The sequence below is a fragment of the Halomonas sp. BC1 genome (genome assembly GCF_002078135.1).
GTDB lineage: Bacteria > Pseudomonadota > Gammaproteobacteria > Pseudomonadales > Halomonadaceae > Vreelandella > Vreelandella stevensii.
In genome coordinates this window covers 41,186-61,750 of record NZ_LFGS01000002.1, presented here as the reverse complement: position 1 = coordinate 61,750, position 20,565 = coordinate 41,186, and the positions used below count along the sequence as shown (strand labels likewise).

The window sequence follows — 20,565 nt, the reverse complement described above, 5'->3', positions numbered from 1 at the left end:
CATCCTCATGAACTACCTTTACCAGGCAATCCAACGCTGCCCACGCGTGGCGGTATACGGCACGTTAAAGCACGGTCATCGCAATCATCATTGGCTGGGCGGCGCAGACATGCTGGGCCAGGACTGCTTGACGGCGATTACGCTTTACGACCTGGGACCCTACCCCGGCGCCAAGCTCATGCCCTCCACAGGCGTTGTGGTGGAAGTATATGCCATCGATGCCGAGCGGCTAGCCCAGCTCGATGCGCTGGAAGATTACCTGCACCACTCCCCCCAAAAAGGGACCTACGACCGGGCGGTGCTGGCGACCTCTCATGGCGATGCCTGGTGCTACCTCTACAACCCCGCCGTCGAGGAAGCATCGCTCATTCGCCGCGGCGAGTGGTAAACCGCGCCAGCGCTCCTTCCGTATCCACGATCTGCGCATACTCCCCCGCCAGATTGGCCAGCGACATGGCGTGCACCTCATCGGCGGTACGCTCCGTGCCCGCGTAATCGCACTTGGCAAACGTAAACGTCGCGTCGCTCACGACCCAGGTATCGAAACCGAGATTGCCTGCGGTGCACAAACAGTTGATGGCGCACCGATGTCCCTTGCTTGCAGAGCACGACAAACACCCTATACTGTATGGATAAACATATTTTTGGTAGCTCAGCGCGAGGCTCCCGATGACGGCTCATAACCTTCCCCGATACGCCGTGCATAAAGGTCGCGGTGCCACTTACGACCCCCATAACCGTTTTTCACCGACCCGCAGCGTCATGGAGGACGATGGCTGGTGGCAAGAGGAAGCTCGCCCATCGCTGGCTACCGAAGTGCGCGAAGAGCCCAGCAAAAGCGCGCTCTCCTGGAACCGCTCACCCGATCTGCCCTTTGACCGCTCCCTGAACCCTTACCGTGGCTGCGAACATGGCTGCGTGTATTGCTATGCCCGCCCTTCCCACGCCTATTGGGACCTGTCGCCGGGGCTCGATTTTGAAACCCGACTGATCGCCCGCAGCGGCCTGGTCGAGCATCTGAAACAGGAGCTTTGCCATCCGCAGTATGTCTGCCGCCCTATCAACCTGTCTGGCAACACCGACTGCTACCAGCCGCTGGAAGCCACATACCAGACGACCCGGCGCCTGCTGGAGCTGCTGCTGGCCTGTCGCCACCCGGTCACCCTGGTGACCAAGAGCACGCTGGTCCTTCGCGACCTGGACCTGCTGGCGGAAATGGCGGAGCACCGCTTGGTGCGGGTGTTCGTCAGCCTGACCAGCCTGGACGCCAACCTCAAGCGTACGCTGGAGCCTCGGGCAGCATCGCCCCTGGCACGCTTGAGAGCCATTCGCGAGCTGAACACGGCAGGCATACCGGTAGGCACGCTGGTGTCACCGATCATCCCGGGCCTCACCGACCATGAAATCGAGCGCATCCTCGAAGCGGCCAGCCGAGCGGGCGCGCGTACCGCGACCTGGATGCTACTGCGACTGCCCCATGAAGTCGCGCCCCTGTTCGAAGCCTGGCTGAACGCCCATTACCCGGAGCGCGCCGCCAAGGTCATAAGCTTGATGCGCCAATGTCGAGGCGGCCAGAACTACGATGCACGGTTTGGTAAGCGCTTTCGTGGGGAAGGGGTTTTTGCCGACCTGATTGCCCAGCGTTTCCAGCGCGCCAGCCGTCAATGGAACATGCAATCGCGTACCGAGCAGGGCTTGAACACCCGCGACTTTCGGCCACCGCAGGCGCAGGGGGACTTATTTGATTAGACTGCTGGAGTACACATCACCAGGAAGACGCCCTCGCTATGTCGCTCAGTAAAACAAAATCCAGCTTTTACCGCCGCCTATACGTGGCCCACTTGATCGAACAAGGTATTTCCAGCGTACCTGCGCTGATGGAAGCCACCGGCATGCCCAGGCGCACGGCTCAGGATACCATCGCCTCGCTGAGCGAACTGGACATCGAGTGCGTGTTCGAAAAAGGCGACGGCGAGCGCCATAACATCGGCCACTACGTCATCAAGCAGTGGGGCGCGATCGATCCGCGCTGGGTGGCGCAACATGCTCAGCGGCTGGGTGAGGCGTTGGGCTACCGTGAGTAGGCCAAGGCGCATCGGGCTCGGCCCAGGTCAGCCTCGCGGCGTTGAGTGTGACGCTGAGGGAGCTGGCGGCCATGGCCAGCACGGCGACCAGCGGGGGAATGGCCATGGTGACCACCAACCCCAGCGCCAGAGTGTTATAGAGCGCCGATAACAGCAGGTTTTGGACCATGATGCGACGCGTTCGCTGGGCAACCCTCAACAGCCTGGCGACACCCGCAATACCGGGAGACAGCAGTTGAGCAGCGGCCCCTTCCCGAGCAGCGTCGCTGGCGTGCAACGGGGCCACGCCCACCGCCGCCGCTGCCAGGCTCAGCGTGTCGTTGACCCCATCTCCCACGTACAGCGTGGGCGATGGCAGCGCCTCCAGCAGGCGTGCCTTGGCCTCCGGGGAGCGCTGGGCATAGCACGCTTCCCGCGGTAGCCCAACGCGCTGGCCCAGCCACTGCACCGGGCCCTGGCGATCTCCGCTGATCAGCGCCAACACGTAACCGGCATCCTGTAACTGGGCAAGCGTGATCTGGGCATCCGGCACGGGCTGGTCGGCCAGGTACAGGGTGGCCAGCCATCCTTGCTCATCCGCCACCAGCACCTCGGATGCAAAGCCATATGCCGGGTGCTTTGCATCGGCGGGGATCTCCTTGCCCTGTTGGGCCAGCCACGCGGTACTGCCCAACCACCAGGTGTGGCCATCGGCGAAGGTGATGGTTTGCCCGGCCCCCGGCGTTTCATGAACCTCCACCTGCGCCTGCGAGGTGCCGCCTGCCCAGTGGCGCAGTCCGTTCGCCAGCGGGTGCTCACTCTGTCTGACTGCCACGGCCAACTGTTGGCGGAACTCTGCCTCGTCAGCCCCTTCGCGCAGCATCGCGTGCAGTACGCGATGCTGCCCCTGGGTCAAGGTGCCGGTCTTGTCGAACGCCACCGAGCGCACCTTGGCCAACACTTCCAGCGCGGCAGGGTCGCGCAGCGCAATACCCTGCTGGGTGGCCTGGCTGCTGCCCGCTAGGCTTGCCAGCGGCACAGCCAGACCCACGGCGCAGGGGCAGGCCACCACCAGCACCGAGAGCGCGCGCACGCTCGCCTCGTCCCACCCCACGCCCATCAGCCAGGCAATGGGCAGAGTCACTGCCGCCAACACCAGCGCGGCGGGGCTCAGCCAGGCGGCAAACCGTTCGGCCAGGGTGTGCAGCTCGCCTTTTTGCGTTTGAAAGCGACGCATCTGGTCACACAGTTTGTCCATTCGCCGCTGGCCCGCCGTGGCGGTCACGGTCAGTTCCAGCGAGCCGCCCTGCCCACCGCGGCCCATAAAACGACAGCCTGCATACACTGGCTGCCCGGCACCCACGAAGCGCGGCTGGCTTTCACCGGAAAGCGTGGCGGTGTCCAGCCAGCCGTCGGTCTCCAGGCTGCCATCCAGCGGCACCACGTCGCCTGGGGCAACGGCAATGCGTTGGCCCAGCGTGACCTCCTCGATGGCGGTTTCCTGAACCTGCCCTTGATGCAGCACCTGCACCGACGTATCGGGCAGCGCCAGCGCATCGAAGGCTTTCAAGCCCCGCTGACGACACAGCGTTTCGACCAGCCGCCCCACCAATAGCAGAACGATCAGCATCACCGCCGTATCGAAATAGACCTCTACCGAGCCACGCCACAGAAGGCCCAGCGATACCACTACGGCGCCCAGCACGCCCAGGCTCACCAGCACGTCCATGCCGGGCCGCCTTGCCCGCAGTGTGCGCCAGCCCGCCCGGTAGAAAGGCAGCCCGGCATAGCTCACCACAGGAATCGCAAAGGCACCCGACACCCAGGCCAGTACGCTCTCCAGCGCGGCCGTGGGCATGGCCCCAGCGTAGATCAGCAGCGAGGCCAGCATGGTCCACATGCCAAATACCGAGCCGACGATCAAGCGCAGGGTCAAGTAACGGCTTTCCTGCTCCAGCCGGGCATGGGCGTCCTGCAGGTCTTCCAGCGGTGCCAGCCGATAGCCCAGCCGCGCCACGTTGGGCGCCAGTGCGTCCAGCGTCGTGGCATCGGGCTCACCCTTCACCCACACGGTGGCGGTCGGGTAATGAACGCTGGCGTCGAGCACGCCCGGCTGCTGTTTGAGCGCTCCTTCCACCGCCAGCGCACAGCTGGTGCACCACATGCCGTGCAGCGTATACAGCGGTGCTTCCAGGCTGTCGGGTTGGGCCGCCTGCGTGGCCGATGCGTCGCTCAAGGCCACGTTACACGCAAGGCGGAATGCCTATGATCGGCAGCGCCACGAACACCACGCTAAGCGCCGAGAACAGATACAGCCCCGCCGAGACCACGGCATTGAACCGAGCACGCCCCTGGTGGTGCTGACCTGCTTGCCAGCACCACCAGGTAAGCGCCGCCAGCAGCGCGGTCGTGACGAGACTCAGCAGCAGCATCCAGCCATTGAGCAGCGTGAACACGCCTCGCTCCGTGGCAGGGGCCGCCACCTCGCAAGCCACGGCGTGGCCTCCATAAACGGCGATGAACCAGATGCACCACACGGTCAGGCCCACCACGAAGTGGATGGGATGCGTCAACCTCAAGCGCTCGAGTAAAGGTGACATGGCCTCAACCTCCAATGACGCGGGGCAACACAGCGAGCGAGCCCACCAGGATCCAGAACACCACGGCGTTGTAGCGCCACAGCTGTACCACCACGGCAGGTTCGAACGGCGCATGGGCGCCCACGTAGCCGTAGCGCACCCGCAGCGCCTGCATGACCGTCAGCACGACCGCCAGCCCGCCGTGGAACAGGGCATAAATCAGGCCCAACAGCAGCACGGCATCGTGGGTGGTCTCGGTGGGAGCCAAATCGGCGGCCAGCATCACCCAGGTGGTCACGGCGACCTGCACGGCCCCCAGCGCACCGGCCAGATAGAAGCCGCTGGCAAGCCCGGCATCCTGCTGGCGGCGCAGCCCACGGATCATTTTGACCATCACGATGTAGCCCGCCGTCATGGCCAGAGCCGCTACCACCAGCCCCACCAACGACAGTGGCGACGTGTCGGGCATGCTCCACTCCGGGGAGACGGTCCATAGATAGAACCAGCCAAACAGGTACGAGAGGAAGAACGAGCCGTTGGCAATCAGGAAGGTGCCCATGGCCCACACACCCGGGCCATCCATGGTGCGAGAGTGCAGCGGCGGGGCACCGGGTGACACATCGGCATCCGGCGCGGCCTTGGGATGCGCGCCGTTCTCCCAGGACCAGCGCAGCAGGAACACCCCGGCAATCAGCACGAAGACACCAGCCAGCGCATAGACCCGCACCAGCAGGCTGATACACACCACCGCCAGCGCCATGGCCGCAAACAGCGGCCACCAGGAGTTACCCGGCAGGTGGATGATTTCACGCACCTTGCCGGAGATGGGATCAGTGCCCCACATCTCACGCCGCCCGTGGGTGGCCACCGCCAGCGAGTGCTTCCCTTCTGCCATGGTGACAGGCAGGTTGGGGTCATCCCACAGGGGGTGACGGGTTTCGATCCTGGGCAGGCTGACGAAGTTGTAGGCACTGGGCGGCATGGTGTTGGCCCACTCCAGCGTATCGGCGTTCCAGGGGTTCTGCTTGGCGGGTTTGCCAAAGCGAAAGTGCAGCGCAATATCCAGCAGCACCATGGCAATACCGGCAGACATGACGAAGCTGCTGACCGACGAAAGCAGGTTGTAGATATCCCAGCCCATGCCGGTATCGTAGGTATAGACTCGGCGCGGCATCCCCAGCAGCCCGGTCCAGTGCATGATCAGGAAGGTGCCGTTGAAGCCCAGGAACGTCAGCCAGAAACCCCAGCGGCCCAGGTTCTCAGAGGGCATGCGCCCGGAAAACAGCGGCAGCCAGTAGTAGAGCCCGGCAATCAGCGGGAAGAACATGCCCCCCACCAGCACGTAGTGCATGTGCGCCACCACGAAGTGGGTATCGTGCACCTGCCAGTTGAACGGCACCAGCGCCAGCATGACGCCGGTCAAGCCACCACAGACAAAGATGATCAGAAAGCCCAGCACCCACAGCATGGGCAGCTTCATTTTGGGCTTGCCCAGCCATAGCGTGGCCAGCCACACGAACACCTGAATGGCCGTGGGCACTGCCACCAGCATACTGGCCGCCGAGAAGAAGGCTTGCGCCAGCTGGGGAATGCCCACGGTGAACATGTGGTGAACCCACAGACCGAAGCTGATGAACCCCGTGACGATAATGGCAAAGACCACCCAGCCGTAGCCGACGATGGGCCTGCCAGCGAAGACTGGAATCAGCGTCGAAATGATCCCCGCCGCCGGCAGGAAGATGATGTAGACCTCCGGGTGCCCGAACAGCCAGAACAGATGTTGCCACAGAATCGGATCGCCACCACTGGCCACCTCGAAAAACGGCATGCCGACGGCGCGCTCCAGCTCCAGCATGACACTGGCCAGAATCAGCGGCGGAAAGCCCACCACGATCATCAGCGCCATGGCGAGGATATACCAGGCAAACAGCGGCATTTTATGCAACGCCATGCCCTGGGTGCGGGTGCGCAAGATGGAGACGACGATTTCCACCCCGGCAGAAAGCGCTGAGATTTCCACGAAGGTAATCCCCAACAGCCAGAAATCAGGGCCAAGGTCAGGGGAGAACTCGCTGCTGCTGAGCGGGGTATACATGAACCAGCCGCTGGAAGGTGCGATTTCCAGAATCAGGCTGGAGGTCAGGATGATGCCGCCAAACAGGTAGCACCAGTAGCCCAGCGAGGTCAGCCGGGGGCACACCAGATCCCGCGCGCCGATCATCTTGGGGATCATGTAGATCGCCAAGCCCTCCAGCATGGGGATGGCGAACAGGAACATCATGACCGTGCCGTGCATGGTCGTGACCTGATTGTAGATATCCGGCGACATGAAATCCTGATCGGGCATGGCCAGCTGGGTACGCACCAGCATGGCCAGGATGCCACCGATCAGGAAAAACACCATCCCGGTGATCATGAAACGCAGGCCCAGCGTCGTATGGTTGACGATGGTCAGTGCCTTCAACCCCTTGGGGTTGCCCCAGATATCGTGCAGGTCTTCGTGGAGCTGCTTCGGGTCCTGCTCAACGGCTTTTTGACTAACGCTACTCATGGGTTCAAGGTCTCCAACCAAGCACCCAGGCTGTCCAGGGTGTCCGTGTCGATATCATCGTGGGACGGCATCAGGTTACCGGGCTTCAGCGTCTGATGATGCTGCAGCCATTGGCTGATGGCGCCATCATCCATGGCCATCACACCAGCGCCCAGCGTCGCTCGGCTGCCCACGTCGGAAAGGTCGGGCCCCAGCGTGCCACCACTGACCCCGGCCACCGTATGGCAGCTGGCACAGTGAGTCATGAACGCGCTGCGCGCCTCGTCGTCGGCGGCATTGGCCGTGGCCGCTGCTGCCAGCGCATCCTGCTGGCGCTCGGCCAGCCAGGCGTCGTACTCTTCCCGGGGCAGGGCTTCGACGAACAGGTGCATGTGGGCATGCCCGATGCCACACAGCTCGGCGCACTGGGCACCGAAGACGGCAGGAATGTCTGCCTGCAGGCGAATGCGGTTTTCCCGGCCGGGAATCATGTCGACCTTGCCGCCCAGGCGCGGAATCCAGAAACCATGGATGACGTCGGCGCCGGTCACGTGGAAGTCCACCGGCTCGCCGACCGGCATCACCAGATGGTTGGCCGTGACCACCTCGCCGCCTTCGGCATTAGGGTAGCGCACTTCGAACCACCACTGGTGGCCGATGACTTCGATCACCTCGCCGGGTTCGCCAATGGCCAGCATGCGCTGACCGGCGGGCACGCCAAAGGCGAGCAGCGCCACGATGCTGGCCACGGGCAGCAGGATACCGCCACCCAGAATCCAGTGGCGAGCCACCTTGCGCTCCTGGGAAGGCGTGCGGGTGACGTCCCTGGGCTTGAAGGCAAACAGCCACAACGCTGTGATGACCGCCAGCACCACGGTGCTGAAGGTCAACATGATCCACCAAATCAGGGCAACATCTCGTGCAGCCTGCCCAGCGGGGTCTAGAATGGACTTATCGCCCGCACAGCCAGCGGTCAACAGGGCCAGTCCGAGAACCGCCAAAATGGCTATCCGGTTGACCCGCCGACCCGTAACGCGTTGAATGTTGGGCGAGGCTATATTGCTGTTGCGTTCCCTCATCTGCTGTTTCCCTTTAGTCTGCCCACAGGAAGTGACCATGGCGCCAACTCCCCAACGTTCGATCAAAAGCCGAGCCTCTTTGGCTGGCCACCCACTGCACCCCGTAATGATTCACTTCCCCGTTGCTGCCCTGATGGCCCTGGTGGCAAGCGACCTGGCCTACTGGTATACCGAAGACCCTTTCTGGATGCGCAGCGGCCTGTGGCTGGCGGGCGTCGGTGCCTTTGGCGGCTGGGTCGCCTCGATAGCCGGTATCATCGATCTGGTCACGGTGTCGCGCATTCGGCGTCTGATTACCGGCTGGAGCCACGCCATCGTGGCGGTGGTGATGCTCTCGCTGGCGTCGTTCAACTGGCTGCTGCGCTTCAACGAGCCCGACGCGATCCTGCCCTGGGGGCTGGCGGTATCGCTGCTGACCGGAGGGCTGATTGCGCTGGCCGGCTGGCTGGGCGGCCAACTGGTTTATGAACACGCCGTGGGCGTGGATGTCGACTGACCACCTGCTCATGGGCATCGGCTAACTCCAATCAAGTGGTTTGGCCAGCACGAAGCCCAGTACGGCCAGAATACCCGCCACTGCCAGCAACAGCGCCAGCAGGTTGGCGGGTTTCACACCGCGATAGATGCCCATTTCCAGGCGTAGAATCAGCCAGCCAAAACAGCCGTGGGCAGCCACCATGACCACCACCGCGGCCAGCTTGAAGATCAGCCACCCCCCCATTAACCCGTGAAGCAGGAACAGCAGCGTGCCCGACGCAATGGCCAGCAGCGCGGCAGGGGTGGCAACGGAGTTGTAGAAGTAGCGCGGCATGGGCGGTGAGCCCTGCGCAAAGCCAGCGTCCTTGCGCAGCTGAAGGGCGTGACTCAGCAGCGCAGGTAAGTAAAGCAGCGAACCGCACCAGATAACCAGTGCGGCAATGTGAAGCAATTTTAGCCAGGGCATTGCGGCTTCCTTGCGTTGCATTGGGCAGGGGGAGAAATAACTCCGTTAACCTTAGACAACACTGGCCACTCTGGCTAGCCGTTTAGCTAACGATAATCTCGTAACCCGTGAATTTACGAAGATTTATCACGCCGGTATCGAGTATCAGGTACTGCCCTTTCACGCCCTGCAAGACACCCTCTACCTGTGGCTGCTTATCGAAATTGTGCGACACCACCTTGCGTGGAAAAGCCTCCACCGGGTAGTGGAAGTGGTAAGGCGTTTCATCCAGTTCACGAATGGCATCCTCACCGTGCACCTGGCGCAGTTGCGCCAGCCCATCGGCCAATACGCTCAACAGACGGTCTCGCTCTGCACACAGGTCCAGCGTGGCCACCTCGCCTTTCAACATCGCCCGCCAGTTGGTGCGGTCGGCGACTTGCTCCTTGAACAGCATTTCGACCATGCCGGACTGCTGCCGCGTATTGACCTCCAGAATAGGCAGCGCCTGAATGGCCCCCTGATCCAGCCAGCGGGTGGGCATCTGGGTTTTGCGGGTGATGCCCACCTTCAGCCCCGAGGAGTTGGCAAGATAAACGATATGGGGCTGGAAACAGTGGGCTTCGCCCCACTCGGGTTCGCGGCAGGTGCCCTGGTAGTAGTGGCAGGTTTCCGGCTTCATGATGCAGGTATCGCACTGGGCCAAGCGCTTGAAACACGGGTAGCAATATCCCTGAGCAAAGCTCTTGTTGGTGGCGCGCCCGCAGTGAGTGCAGGCAATGGCCCCGCTCCAGTGCAGGCGTATGAACGACCCTACCCGCTCGTTCAGGCCAACCCGATGCTCCCCGGCACGCAGGTGGTACACCACCTCGGCATCCTTGCGGCTTGGCACACTGGCCGCCATTTTCTGCAGACACCCCTGCACCGGCGTAGCATCGGTGGCAAACAAATCATCAGTCACGGGTGGCATCCCGCGCCAGGCCTGCCATTTCCGGGCTGACGCCCGCTCCCGTGGCACCCGCCCCACAGGTGCGGCGCTCCAGGTAACCCACCCGGTTGGCTTCGGGCACGTTGTTTTCCATTTCATAGCGCATCACCGCCTCCAGGCAGAGCTCGGTCTGCTCGGCGGTCAGGCGACGCCCATCCGGCCACTTGCGCAGGGCAACCGCCTGCTTGAGGCTTTCATAGATGGTGGGCGTCATTTGATGAATCATCTTGTCGAACGTCATGTCACTCACGGTCAGCACCTCTTTTGCGGGTTGCTCAAAGCGTTTTGAAGCGGGAAGAATAATACCAGCCGGTTGCCAGCCCCACGAGCAGGCCACCCAAATGCGCCTCGTTGGCAACGTTGCCAAAGCCCACGGTGCCTGCAATGCCGGTCATGGTAAAGACCATCCAGCCCAGCATGAAGACCACCAGCATTTGCGGCACGAAAAAACCGCTGCCTGGGGCACGCCGGGACATCAGCCACACATGCGCCAGCAGCGCATAGACGACCCCGGACATGCCACCAAACAGCACCGTGCCGGTCATGTACTGGGCAAGGTTGGCACCGATGCCCGCCAGCAACAGCAATAGCAGCATCGTTTTGCTGCCCTGGCGCCGTTCGATCTGCTGGCCGAAATACCACACCCACATCAGGTTGAAGATCAGGTGCATCCAGCCAAAGTGGAGAAAAGCCGGTGACAGCAGGCGCCACACCTGACCACTGAGCAAGGTATCGGGCAGCGAACCGTAGACCAGTTGCCCCCCAGAGACACCCACCGGCACGATGGTCAAAGAGACGATCAGCAGATCGCCCCAGATCCCGGTCAATGCAAATACGGCCAGACTGATCAGAATCATCAGCGCCGTCACCGGTACTTGTCGCAGAGTCGCGACCAGCCCTTGGGTGGGCAGCGAGCGCTTGGGTGGCGCCGCGTCGCTGATCAGCTCGTCGCCTCGCTCCCAGCGAGCCACCAGGGCACGGAGCTCATCGTATTGGCGCGGGTCAGCCACCCAGAGGAGCTGGCCGTCTTCTTCATCGGTGATGCGATGGCCTATCCGGTAATGCCATAGGGCCTTGCGCAGCGCTTGAGTGTCTGCATCGGGGGGCAAGAGCATGACGGGGTGCATGACATCTTCCTTTTAACCAGTGGTCATGACGCTTACGCGCACGTTTGCCATCGGATACGCAAAAAAATCCGGCGGAGGGGGCCGCCGGATAAAAGCAAGGGATCATTCAAGGGAACACTTACTCTGATAGCCGGCAGCAGGGTTAGTTCAGCAGTTTTGCAAAAATTATGTAACCAATTGTAATAATTGCTCAAAAGGGTCAATCAAAATCGATCTCCCAGGGCTTGGGCAATGCCCGCTCTTCTCTAGGCACTTGAATCCAGACGAAATGATCGGCATTCAACTGTTGTTCACCGCTCCAACGATAGGCCACCAGTCGACCAAATTTTACCGCACTGTAGTCCAGACAAGCGATATTGGCGGCGGGCAAGGCGGGAATGCCCTCGCACCAGTAGTGGCCGATGAACAGCGGCGGCTGCTCCGGGCCGTAATAGCTGAGCCGCTCGCGCTCCTGCAGCGTCAATGGCCGCGTCTCCAGGTCGCCCGGCAGGTTATCCGGCTGGAATACCACATCACCCCACTGCTGCGGGTTGGCCGACCAGAAGTGCGCGCGAAAGGTCTGCCGGGTAAAACCGTCGCCCGAGTGGATGGCCACGCCTTCCGGTAGCCGAATGTGCGGGCCACGGGTCAGGCGGTCGAGAATTCGGAACGCCTGGGTCGAGGGGTCGGTAGACTCCACCAGAAAGCGGTCGTCCAGTTGGGCAGACGGTGAACGCTGACGGAGCTGGCGAATCAGCTCATCGTCCCAACAGGCGTGCACCACCCGGATACCGTCCAGTTCCAGGCACAGCGGAATGGTCTTGAACCATGCCAGGGTATCTTCCCACTCGTTGGTATGGTCACGATACTGGTCGAGGGTATCCTGAATGATGCGATTATGGCGCGGCGTATGCTCGCGCAGCCAGCGCTTGGCGCTGCCTGGCGGGGCCGGGTGCATATAGGCCAGGGCGTTGTATTCATGGTTGCCCATGACGATATGCGCCTCGCCCTCCTCGACCATGCGCCGCGCGATGGACACCGCCAGCCGAATGCGTGGGCCGCGATCGATCAGGTCCCCCAGGAAGATCACCTTGCGGCGCGGGTGGCGATACACGCCCTTGCGCTGATGGTAGCCCAGCTTCTCCAGCAGCGCGGCCAGGGTGGCACCGCAGCCGTGAATATCGCCAATGAGATCGTAGCCCTCCATGTCAATCTCCTAGCCGATGGCTCCAACCGAGTTTGCTGCGCAGCACTTCATAGAAGTTATGCCCCAAGGGGTGTACCAGTTGAACGCGCTCCGGTTTGCGGGTGATCACCAGCACATCATCGGGCTTGGCCACCGCGCGGGTTAGCCCGTCGCAACTGATATGCGGGTAGGTCTGGTTGGTTTCGCCGATGTGTATACGAATCTCGCTGGCGGCATCGATCACGATCGGTCGGCTGGAGAGGGTATGCGGAAACATGGGCACCAGCGTGACCACATCCAGCTTGGGGTGCATGATGGGGCCCCCACCGGAAAGCGCATAGGCCGTCGAGCCAGTCGGCGTGGCGACGATCAATCCATCACTGCGCTGGCTGTAGACGAACTGGCCGTCGATGAACAGCTCGAATTCGATCATGCGAACCGCTTTGCCTGGGTGCACGACAACTTCGTTGAGCGCTTCGCCGTTACCCACCGCCACGCCATTGCGGTACAGCACGGCATCCAGCAGAAAGCGCTCTTCTATTTCGAACTCGCCTGCCAGCACCTCCCCCACACGCTGTTCCAGCTCGTCGGGGGAGATATCGGTCAGGAAGCCGAGCCGCCCGCGATTGACGCCCAGAATCAGCGTACCACTGCGGCACAGGGTGCGGGCGGCGCCCAGCAAGCTGCCGTCGCCGCCCACCACGATGACCAGATCGCACAGCTCGCCCAGCATGCGACGACTGGCTTCCGGCTGGCCATGATGCGGCAGCGCGGTGGCGGTACGGTCCTCGATCAGCACCTTGTAGCCATGGCCAACCAGGTAATCCACCAAGCGCTGGAGCGAGTCCAGCACTTTGTCGCTGCCCAGGCGGCCAATCAGGCCAATGGTCTTGAACGGCGGCGTGGCTGGACGCTGGCGCCCGGCGGCGGTTTGTGAGGTTGAGGTATGAGACATGGGCGACTCTCGCTGGCATCAGCCCACATTATGGGGAGTCATGGGGTATCGGGCAAATCCGGCGGCGTGGCGATGACCCTCACCACGCCGTAAAATCAGCAGCTTGAGTCAGGCCAGGGCAATCTTGCGGCGCTGCAACCACCAGTGGTTGAGCCACAGAGACGCCCCCATGATGGCAGCGCCCAGCAACAGCTTGCCCAGATCCGCATCGCGGTTCCAGATGACCAGATTGACCACCAGCCCAGCAGGCACCAGCGCGTTGTTCATGATGGCCAGGGTGCCCGCATCCACCCGGGTGGCGCCCTGGTTCCAGGCGAAGTAGCCCACCCCGGAGGCCACCAGACCCAACCACGCCAGCACGCCCCACTGCACCGGAGTGCTGGGTAGCGCTGACACGTTGCCGAACAGCAGGAAGGCAGGCAGCGCCACCAGCATGGCGCCGATGAAGAACCAGCCAAACACGTTGTGCCAGGCCAGGGTGGGCGGCAGGTCTGCCGCTAAACGGCGATAGCCTACTTGACCAATCGCAAAGCACAGGTTGGCCCCCTGAACGACCAGAAAGCCCAGCCAGAAGCCGCTGTCAATGCCGTCGTAGCGGATCACCCCGGCACCCAGCACCGCCAGCAGCGCAGTGACCAGATAAATAGGCGTGAATCGCTTGAACATCAGGTCATCCAGCAGGGCGATATACACGGGGGTGAAAATGGTGAACAGCAGGACTTCCGGCACCGACAGCAGCAGGAAGGATTGGTAGAAGAAGGTGTACATGACGCCCAGCTGAATGGCGCCCAGCGCCATCAGTGCCAGCCGCTGCTTACCCTGCAGCAAGCCCGGCCGTAGAAACGGCAGGAACACCAGTGTGGCAAGCGCCACCCTGATCAGAACGGCAAAGTAGCTATCCACCTGCCCCGCCAGGTAGACGCCGATCAAGGAGAAAGAGAAGGCCCAAAGCGCCGTGACACCAACCAGATAGCTCATCAGTAAACCCCGAAAAACATAAAAGTTGACGGAGATTATACGCAGTTATCGTTGGCTGCCAATGGCCACGGCGAGGAAATCAGCGCTCAGCGTGATGTTTGCCAAGCCAGCGCCAGGCGTAGATCACCCCGGGCAGCCAACCCAGTAGGGTCAGGAGCGTCGCCATGGTCACCCGCTGCCCGCCGCCATCGGTCAGCCCCACCGCCAAAGGCGGCAGCAATATGGCCAGCGCGCGATAGGCCAGGCGCAAGGCAGCCGGTCCCTGCACGGGGGGCTGCCCCGGTGATGCCTGCGATGCGCTCAAAGAAGCAGGCTGCGCCACCGCTGGCGGCGTGTAGTGCCCTACCGGGTCCGGGGCATGGGCTGGCGTGTTTGTGACCTGCGTATTTGGGGCCTTCGCCTCTGACGCTTCGGCCTTCTCCTGAGCGCGGGCCAGCGCTTTGCGGTGCGCTTCCTTGTTGATTTTCTGCTCCAGGGTCTCGACGCCTTCGGTCAGGTCATCGTGAAAACGCTCCCAGTCTTCCCAGTCATGGGGCGTACCCGCCTTGGGGCGCTGGTTACCGGAGCCGCGCGCCCGCTCCCAGGCCTTCTCTTCCAGGGTATTGGGGCGCTCCGGCTCTCGCTCCAGACCGACTCCCTTGCGGTTGAGGTATTCACGTGCGTCCATAAAAGCTCCTGACTACGTCGCTGACGATTCGACCATGGTCAACCGTTGAATGTCTGAAGTATGAGGGCAAGGCAGGGCAAGTTAAATCTCCTACAGTAAAAGAGTTGGCCGTGCCTGGCGGCCACTGCGTCACGCTCGAGGAGACTGCCCATGAACAACAAGATTCCGGATACCGTACGCGACATCATGTCCCGCGATTGCTACCGCGTCTCGGGGGAGACGTCCATCACCAACCTGGCGCAAGGCCTGGCGCTGCATCGCCTGCCCGGCGCACCGGTCGTCGATGCAGCCGACCGGCTGATCGGCTTCATTTCCGAACAGGACGTGCTTGGCCGCGTACTGGACAGCATATACCATGACGACGAAGCCCCACTGGTCAAAGAGCTGATGCGCCAGGATGTGCTGACCGCGTCGCCCAACCAGAGCATCACCGACCTGGCTCAGGAGATGCTGGGCAAGAAGCCCAAGATCTATCCGGTGGTCGAACAACAGCGGTTGGTTGGCATCGTCACCCGCCGCGACATCCTGATCGCCCTGTTGACCATTCGCCGTCATTGAGCCGATATTTTCTTGATCGCAAAAAAAACCGCTGCTTGAAAAAGCAGCGGAAGCAAGGGATCGAAAACAATAGCCAGAACAACACTATTAGCGACTGCCATCGCGATGTTGCCTGTACACTCAGACACTTCCCAGAGGAAAAGTTCGCACAAAGGTCAAAATTTTCGTCTTCCCCGGGGTACGCGTATACTGGGCACTCCCCTACTCACCGCGACACAGGGAGCGTGACATGGCACTCTATCTACTGGTCTTTGGCGTTTGCGTCGTGGTGATTGGCGGCGTGCTGCTGGCGCTGATGACCGCCAGCACACCGCGCTATCGCACCGAGCCTCAGGATCTGCTCGCTCTATTCGACAAGGCCCTGGCCAGTCAGGTGAGCGAAACCGAGTGGAACACCATCATTGGCTACCCCATTCGGCATGACGAATACCTGGATAACATACGCCGTCGCGCATCCCACTTGATGGATAGCCACGGCAGGCGTTGGCAGATCGCCCAGGGCAAACCGCTGCTCAACGCCACCGGTCAGGAGGAGCTGCAGGCCCTGCGCGACCACCTGGCGGCCCATACCGCGCTGCGCTAGCCTTGCGTCGTCGAGGAGATCTTCATGCCCAGCACCATCCGCCAAATCCCGCTGGAGAGCGCTACCCGCCACCACGCCCATGACTTTCACCAGATCGTCATTACCCTGTGCGGCTCTTCCGAGTTCGAGATCGAGGGCTTGGGCGGACGCGTCAATGCATTTTCCGGCTGTATCGTGCCCGCCAATCACGAGCATTACTACTCCGGCAGCGGCCATAACCGCCAGCTAATTCTGGACCTGCCGGAAGACGCCCCCGCACTGACGGGAGAGCATCGTGAGCTGGTGGCGCTATTCGATGCGCCGCGTTTTTTGCACTGGACAGCGCATTACGCCACTACCTGACCTTCGTCGAAAGCGAGCTGGCCCGAGGATTCGACAATTCGGCCACCTCCTTTCAACAGGACCGTCTGGCCGCGACGCTGCTGGGGTCGTTGAAAGCCCGCCTGGGGGCCGAGCCATCCGCTGCCCAACGGCGCATCAACCTGCACCAGATCGACCGTTTCATTCGCCGCCATCTGGCCGACGAGCTGCGCGTTGCCGACCTGGCCAGGCTGGCCTGCCTGAGCGAGGCCCACTTCTCGGAACGCTTCCGTGCCCAGACAGGCTTGTCGCCCTGGCAATACGTGCGTCGACAGCGCCTGCACGCCGCTCGGCAGCTGATTCTGCAAAGCCGTCTGCCTTTGACCGATATTGCCATTCAGACCGGCTTTGCCAACCAGAGTGCCCTCTCTCATGCCTTTCGACGCAGTTACGGCGCGTCGCCCCGTCAGCTACGCCAGGGCGGTGCCTGCACTACGCTCGCTACGTCCAACCCAGCCTCGGGGTCGTCCCCTGCCGCCCCGCTGGTCTCACCCTGCCGCTAGGCCAGCACGAGACACTCCCCCCCTCGACCGCCCGGCAGCGTTGAGAGCTGCGCTGGCAAGTGGCCAGCCGCTCTACTAAAGTCGTAAAACGATCCTTCTTGCCGAGAATTTGACACGTTTTGCCATGAAAACGACATACAACTGACGGGCGCGCGCTCTACATTCGACAACATACTGGGCGCCTGCCCTGCTATCACTGTTTTTAAACGCTAGTGAATCCAGCCATTCGCTTCAGCAGCCTGTTTCAGACCTGTCTTACGGGGGCCTCAATGCTTAATGCCAAGAAAATGCGTGACCCAGCCATCTGGCAAACCGACCTTGATACGCTGATGGCGCGTATTAGCGACCACTACATCGTGGATGAGGACGCCTACGTCAGCGAGCTGATCAAGGTACTGAACGCCGACTCGGACGACTTCTCCCGCATCGAAGCCAACACGGCCGCGCTGGTGCGAGAAGTACGCAACATGGACACCGCCGTCGACACCATCGACGAGCTGCTGCAGCAGTACAGCCTGGACACCCATGAAGGCCTGATGCTGATGTGCCTGGCCGAAGCCATGCTGCGCATCCCGGACACCGCCACCGCCGACGCCTTGATCGAAGACAAGCTGGGCCCGGCCGACTGGCAGTCCCACGTGGGCAAGAGCGAGTCCTGGATGGTCAACGCCTCTACCTGGGGCCTGCTGATGACCGGCAAGGTACTGAAACTGGACCACCCCAAAGAGGGCCAGCCTGCTCACTTCATCAATCGCATGGTCAACCGTATGGGTGAGCCGGTGATTCGCCGGGCGATGATGGAAGCCATGAAAATCATGGGCAAGCAGTTCGTGCTGGGCCGCGATATCAACGAAGCGCTCAAGCGCTCGAAGCCGCTGTTCAACAAGGGCTACACCTACTCCTACGACATGCTGGGGGAAGCCGCCCGCACCCGCGCCGATGCCAAGCGCTACTTCGACGACTACGCCCGCGCCATCGAGCAGGTGGGCAAAGCCTGCAAGACGCTGGGCGACAAGACCCCCGCCCCGTCGGTGTCCATCAAGCTGTCGGCCCTGCATCCGCGCTATGAGTTTGGCCGTCGCGAGCAGGTGCTGGCCGAGCTGGTAGACACCGTGATCAAGCTGGTCACCAAGGCGCGCGAGCTGGACGTGGCCGTCACCATCGACGCCGAAGAGGTAGACCGCCTGGAGCTCTCGCTGGAGGTCTTCCGCGCCATTTACCAAAGCAGTGCTGCCAAAGGATGGGGCCACTTCGGCCTGGTGGTGCAAGCCTACTCGAAGCGTGCGCTGCCCGTGCTGCACTACCTGAACCGACTGGCCGACCAGCAAGGCGACGAAATTCCGCTGCGCCTGGTGAAGGGCGCCTACTGGGACAGCGAGATCAAGGAGTCGCAGCAGCTGGGGGTCGATGGCTACCCGGTCTACACGCGCAAAGCGTGTACCGATGTGGCCTACCTGGCTTGCGCCCAGTTCCTGCTCTCCGACGACACTCGCGGGCGCATCTTCCCGCAGTTCGCCACCCACAACGCGCATACCGTGACCACGATTCTGGAGCTGGCCAACCAGGACAGCCGCCCGTTCGAGTTCCAGCGCCTGCACGGCATGGGCGAAGCGCTGTATGACGCCGCCCTGGCCCGAGCCCCCAAAGGCACCTACTGCCGCATTTACGCCCCGGTGGGCGCCCACAAGGACTTGCTGCCCTATCTGGTGCGTCGCTTGCTGGAAAACGGCGCCAACTCCTCGTTCGTGCACCAGATCGTCGATCCCGAAGTGCCGGTGGAGTCGCTCTGCAAGCACCCCATCGAAACCCTGCGCCAGCAGAAGAGCTTCTACAACAAGCGGATTCCGCTGCCCAAGGACATCTACGGTGCGAAACGCCGCAACTCTCGTGGCGTCAACCTCAATATCCGCAGCCAGTACTACCCGCTGATGGAGAAGATGGCCACGTTCATGGACAAGCAGTACCCCACCCGGCCGCTGCTGGCGTTCGACGTGGCCGAAGCTGCGGGCAATACCCACAGCGTGACATCGCCCTTTGACCGTCGCCAAACCGTGGGCAGCGTGCAGTGGACCACCAAGGAGCAGGCGGCCAAGGCACTGGACGCTGCCTGGGAAGCGTTCCCGCGCTGGGATGCCACGCCGGTTGCCGAGCGCGCGGCCATCATTCGCCGCCTGGGCGATCTGATGGAAGAGCACATGGCCGAGCTGATGACGCTCTGCTCCCGGGAGGGTGGCAAACTGCTCACCGACGGCGTGGACGAGATCAAGGAAGCCGTGGATTTCTGCCGCTATTACGCCATGCGCGCCGAAGAGTCGTTCGGCGAGCCCATCGAGCTGCCTGGCCCCACCGGTGAATCGAACCGTCTGTCCATGGGCGGCAAGGGCGTGTTTGCCGCCATCAGCCCCTGGAACTTCCCGGTAGCCATTTTCTGCGGTCAGATCGTCGCAGCCGCCGTGGCAGGCAACACCGTGCTGGCCAAGCCCGCCGAGCAGACCTCTATCGTCGCGCATCGCGTCATCGAACTGCTTTACGAAGCGGGCATGCCCCGCGATGTAGTGCAGCTGCTGCCGGGCGACGGCCCCACCGTGGGTAGCGTACTGACCTCCGACCCGCGCATCACCGGGGTAGTGTTCACCGGCGGTACCGATACGGCTCAGATCATCAACCGCGCCCTGGCCGCCCGCGAAAACGCGCCGCTGCCAACCCTGATCGCGGAAACCGGCGGCATGAACGCCATGATCGTGGATTCCACCGCCCTGCCCGAGCAGGTGGTCATGGACACGATCCAGTCAGCGTTCCAGAGCGCCGGGCAGCGCTGCTCTGCCCTGCGTGTGCTTTACCTGCAGGATGACGTGGCCGACCGCGTCATCGAGATCCTCAAGGGCGCCATGAGCGAACTGCGGATCGGTGACCCGCGAGACCTGGGCACCGACGTGGGCCCGGTCATCGATGAAGACGCGCGCAAAGGGCTGCTGGCACATATCGACAAGCTCAAGGGCGAGAACCGGCTGGTCGCCGAAACCTCGATGACCGCCGAGCACACACAGCACGGCACTTTCGTGGCCCCGGTCGCCTTTACCATCGACAGCATCGATGCGCTGACCCGCGAGCAGTTTGGCCCCGTGCTGCACATCGTGCGCTACAAGGCCCGCGAGATCGACAAGGTGATCAACGACATCAACGGACGGGGGTATGGCCTGACGTTTGGCGTGCATAGCCGTAACGAATCCTTTGCCGCTGAAATAGCGCAGAAAATTCGAGTAGGCAATGTGTACATCAACCGTAATATCATCGGCGCAGTGGTCGGCGTGCAGCCATTCGGCGGTCAGGGCCTTTCGGGCACCGGCCCCAAAGCGGGTGGCCCGCATTACCTGCAGCGCTTCGTGACTGAAAAGACGATCACCAACAACACCGCCGCCCTGGGTGGCAACGCGTCGCTATTGGCGCTAGGGGATGAGTAGAACGCTCATCGACATAAACTAACCTGAACTCCTGAAAAGGATCCGTC

20 protein-coding genes and 1 pseudogene are annotated in these 20,565 nt (G+C 62.3%); 8 read left to right on the top strand and 13 right to left on the bottom strand.

All coding sequences use genetic code 11. The features are described 5' to 3' along the window. The first annotated feature begins 7 nt into the window (after positions 1 to 7). Positions 8 to 388 (top strand): gamma-glutamylcyclotransferase family protein, encoded by a 381-nt coding sequence (locus B7L72_RS00440; protein WP_081191959.1) that lies wholly within the window; start codon positions 8 to 10, stop codon positions 386 to 388. Here B7L72_RS00440 and B7L72_RS00435 read toward each other — a convergent pair. Then, positions 366 to 530 (bottom strand): isochorismatase, encoded by a 165-nt coding sequence (locus B7L72_RS00435; protein WP_202801276.1) that lies wholly within the window; start codon positions 528 to 530, stop codon positions 366 to 368. The two genes, B7L72_RS00440 and B7L72_RS00435, sit on opposite strands and share 23 nt — an antisense overlap. A 139-nt stretch (positions 531 to 669) precedes the next feature. Here B7L72_RS00435 and B7L72_RS00430 point away from each other — a divergent pair, with 139 nt between their 5' ends. Then, a complete protein-coding gene (locus B7L72_RS00430) occupies positions 670 to 1,749 on the top strand; it encodes a PA0069 family radical SAM protein (RefSeq protein ID WP_081191955.1) in 1,080 nt (359 codons plus the stop codon). Between the two features lie 38 nt (positions 1,750 to 1,787). Continuing rightward, positions 1,788 to 2,084 (top strand): winged helix-turn-helix domain-containing protein, encoded by a 297-nt coding sequence (locus tag B7L72_RS00425; RefSeq protein WP_081135084.1) that lies wholly within the window; start codon positions 1,788 to 1,790, stop codon positions 2,082 to 2,084. Here the strand turns inward: B7L72_RS00425 and B7L72_RS00420 are convergent. The 4 genes from B7L72_RS00420 to coxB all read right to left on the bottom strand — a co-directional run bounded on the left by B7L72_RS00420 (position 2,002) and on the right by coxB (position 8,251). Next, positions 2,002 to 4,227, bottom strand: a complete 2,226-nt coding sequence (locus B7L72_RS00420) for a heavy metal translocating P-type ATPase (protein ID WP_254893725.1) — start codon at positions 4,225 to 4,227, stop codon at positions 2,002 to 2,004. The genes B7L72_RS00425 and B7L72_RS00420 overlap by 83 nt on opposite strands. Positions 4,228 to 4,306: 79 nt before the next feature. Further along, positions 4,307 to 4,663, bottom strand: coding sequence for a hypothetical protein (locus B7L72_RS00415; RefSeq protein ID WP_039179486.1), 357 nt, complete (start codon positions 4,661 to 4,663; stop codon positions 4,307 to 4,309). 4 nt (positions 4,664 to 4,667) lie between these two features. Further along, complete coding sequence (gene ctaD / locus B7L72_RS00410; protein ID WP_081191951.1) at positions 4,668 to 7,193, bottom strand: cytochrome c oxidase subunit I; 2,526 nt, start codon at positions 7,191 to 7,193, stop codon at positions 4,668 to 4,670. Next, entirely contained in the window at positions 7,190 to 8,251 is a 1,062-nt protein-coding gene (gene coxB, locus B7L72_RS00405; RefSeq protein WP_039179480.1) for a cytochrome c oxidase subunit II, read from the bottom strand. The genes ctaD and coxB overlap by 4 nt, the downstream gene beginning before the upstream one ends. 37 nt (positions 8,252 to 8,288) lie before the next feature. Here coxB and B7L72_RS00400 point away from each other — a divergent pair, with 37 nt between their 5' ends. Then, the gene (locus tag B7L72_RS00400; RefSeq protein ID WP_016914243.1) at positions 8,289 to 8,747 is read left to right on the top strand and encodes a DUF2231 domain-containing protein; all 459 of its coding nucleotides are present in this window, start codon (positions 8,289 to 8,291) and stop codon (positions 8,745 to 8,747) included. A 21-nt stretch (positions 8,748 to 8,768) separates the two neighbouring features. Here B7L72_RS00400 and B7L72_RS00395 read toward each other — a convergent pair whose 3' ends face one another. From B7L72_RS00395 to B7L72_RS00360, 8 genes are all read right to left on the bottom strand, one after another. After that, positions 8,769 to 9,194 (bottom strand): CopD family protein, encoded by a 426-nt coding sequence (locus B7L72_RS00395; RefSeq protein WP_016914244.1) that lies wholly within the window; start codon positions 9,192 to 9,194, stop codon positions 8,769 to 8,771. A gap of 82 nt (positions 9,195 to 9,276) precedes the next feature. Then, positions 9,277 to 10,143 (bottom strand): DUF2797 domain-containing protein, encoded by an 867-nt coding sequence (locus B7L72_RS00390; protein ID WP_081135091.1) that lies wholly within the window; start codon positions 10,141 to 10,143, stop codon positions 9,277 to 9,279. Further along, complete coding sequence (locus B7L72_RS00385) at positions 10,127 to 10,411, bottom strand: YeaC family protein (RefSeq protein WP_026001740.1); 285 nt, start codon at positions 10,409 to 10,411, stop codon at positions 10,127 to 10,129. Before B7L72_RS00385 ends, B7L72_RS00390 begins: the two co-directional genes overlap by 17 nt. Positions 10,412 to 10,436: 25 nt before the next feature. Continuing rightward, the gene (locus tag B7L72_RS00380) at positions 10,437 to 11,288 is read right to left on the bottom strand and encodes a rhomboid family intramembrane serine protease (protein ID WP_039179472.1); all 852 of its coding nucleotides are present in this window, start codon (positions 11,286 to 11,288) and stop codon (positions 10,437 to 10,439) included. Between the two features lie 199 nt (positions 11,289 to 11,487). After that, complete coding sequence (locus B7L72_RS00375; protein WP_081191949.1) at positions 11,488 to 12,474, bottom strand: metallophosphoesterase; 987 nt, start codon at positions 12,472 to 12,474, stop codon at positions 11,488 to 11,490. A gap of 1 nt (position 12,475) precedes the next feature. Continuing rightward, a complete protein-coding gene (locus tag B7L72_RS00370) occupies positions 12,476 to 13,408 on the bottom strand; it encodes an NAD(+) kinase (RefSeq protein ID WP_081191947.1) in 933 nt (310 codons plus the stop codon). A 108-nt stretch (positions 13,409 to 13,516) separates the two neighbouring features. After that, on the bottom strand, positions 13,517 to 14,386 hold the full coding sequence (locus B7L72_RS00365) for a carboxylate/amino acid/amine transporter (RefSeq protein ID WP_081191945.1): 870 nt from the start codon (positions 14,384 to 14,386) through the stop codon (positions 13,517 to 13,519). Between the two features lie 79 nt (positions 14,387 to 14,465). Beyond that, positions 14,466 to 15,053 carry a YqaE/Pmp3 family membrane protein gene (locus B7L72_RS00360; RefSeq protein WP_081191943.1) on the bottom strand — a complete coding sequence of 196 codons (588 nt, stop codon included), beginning with the start codon at positions 15,051 to 15,053 and terminating at the stop codon, positions 14,466 to 14,468. A 150-nt stretch (positions 15,054 to 15,203) separates the two neighbouring features. Between B7L72_RS00360 and B7L72_RS00355 the strand changes: the two genes are divergently transcribed. The 4 genes and pseudogenes from B7L72_RS00355 (at position 15,204) to putA (ending at position 20,518) form a co-directional block, all read left to right on the top strand. After that, a complete protein-coding gene (locus B7L72_RS00355; protein WP_081191941.1) occupies positions 15,204 to 15,611 on the top strand; it encodes a CBS domain-containing protein in 408 nt (135 codons plus the stop codon). 229 nt (positions 15,612 to 15,840) lie between these two features. Beyond that, a complete protein-coding gene (locus B7L72_RS00350) occupies positions 15,841 to 16,194 on the top strand; it encodes a hypothetical protein (RefSeq protein WP_016914253.1) in 354 nt (117 codons plus the stop codon). A 24-nt stretch (positions 16,195 to 16,218) separates the two neighbouring features. Beyond that, a pseudogene (locus B7L72_RS00345) lies at positions 16,219 to 17,057 on the top strand (helix-turn-helix domain-containing protein). 269 nt (positions 17,058 to 17,326) lie between these two features. Then, entirely contained in the window at positions 17,327 to 20,518 is a 3,192-nt protein-coding gene (gene putA, locus B7L72_RS00340) for a bifunctional proline dehydrogenase/L-glutamate gamma-semialdehyde dehydrogenase PutA (protein WP_081191939.1), read from the top strand. The last annotated feature ends 47 nt before the right edge of the window (positions 20,519 to 20,565 follow it).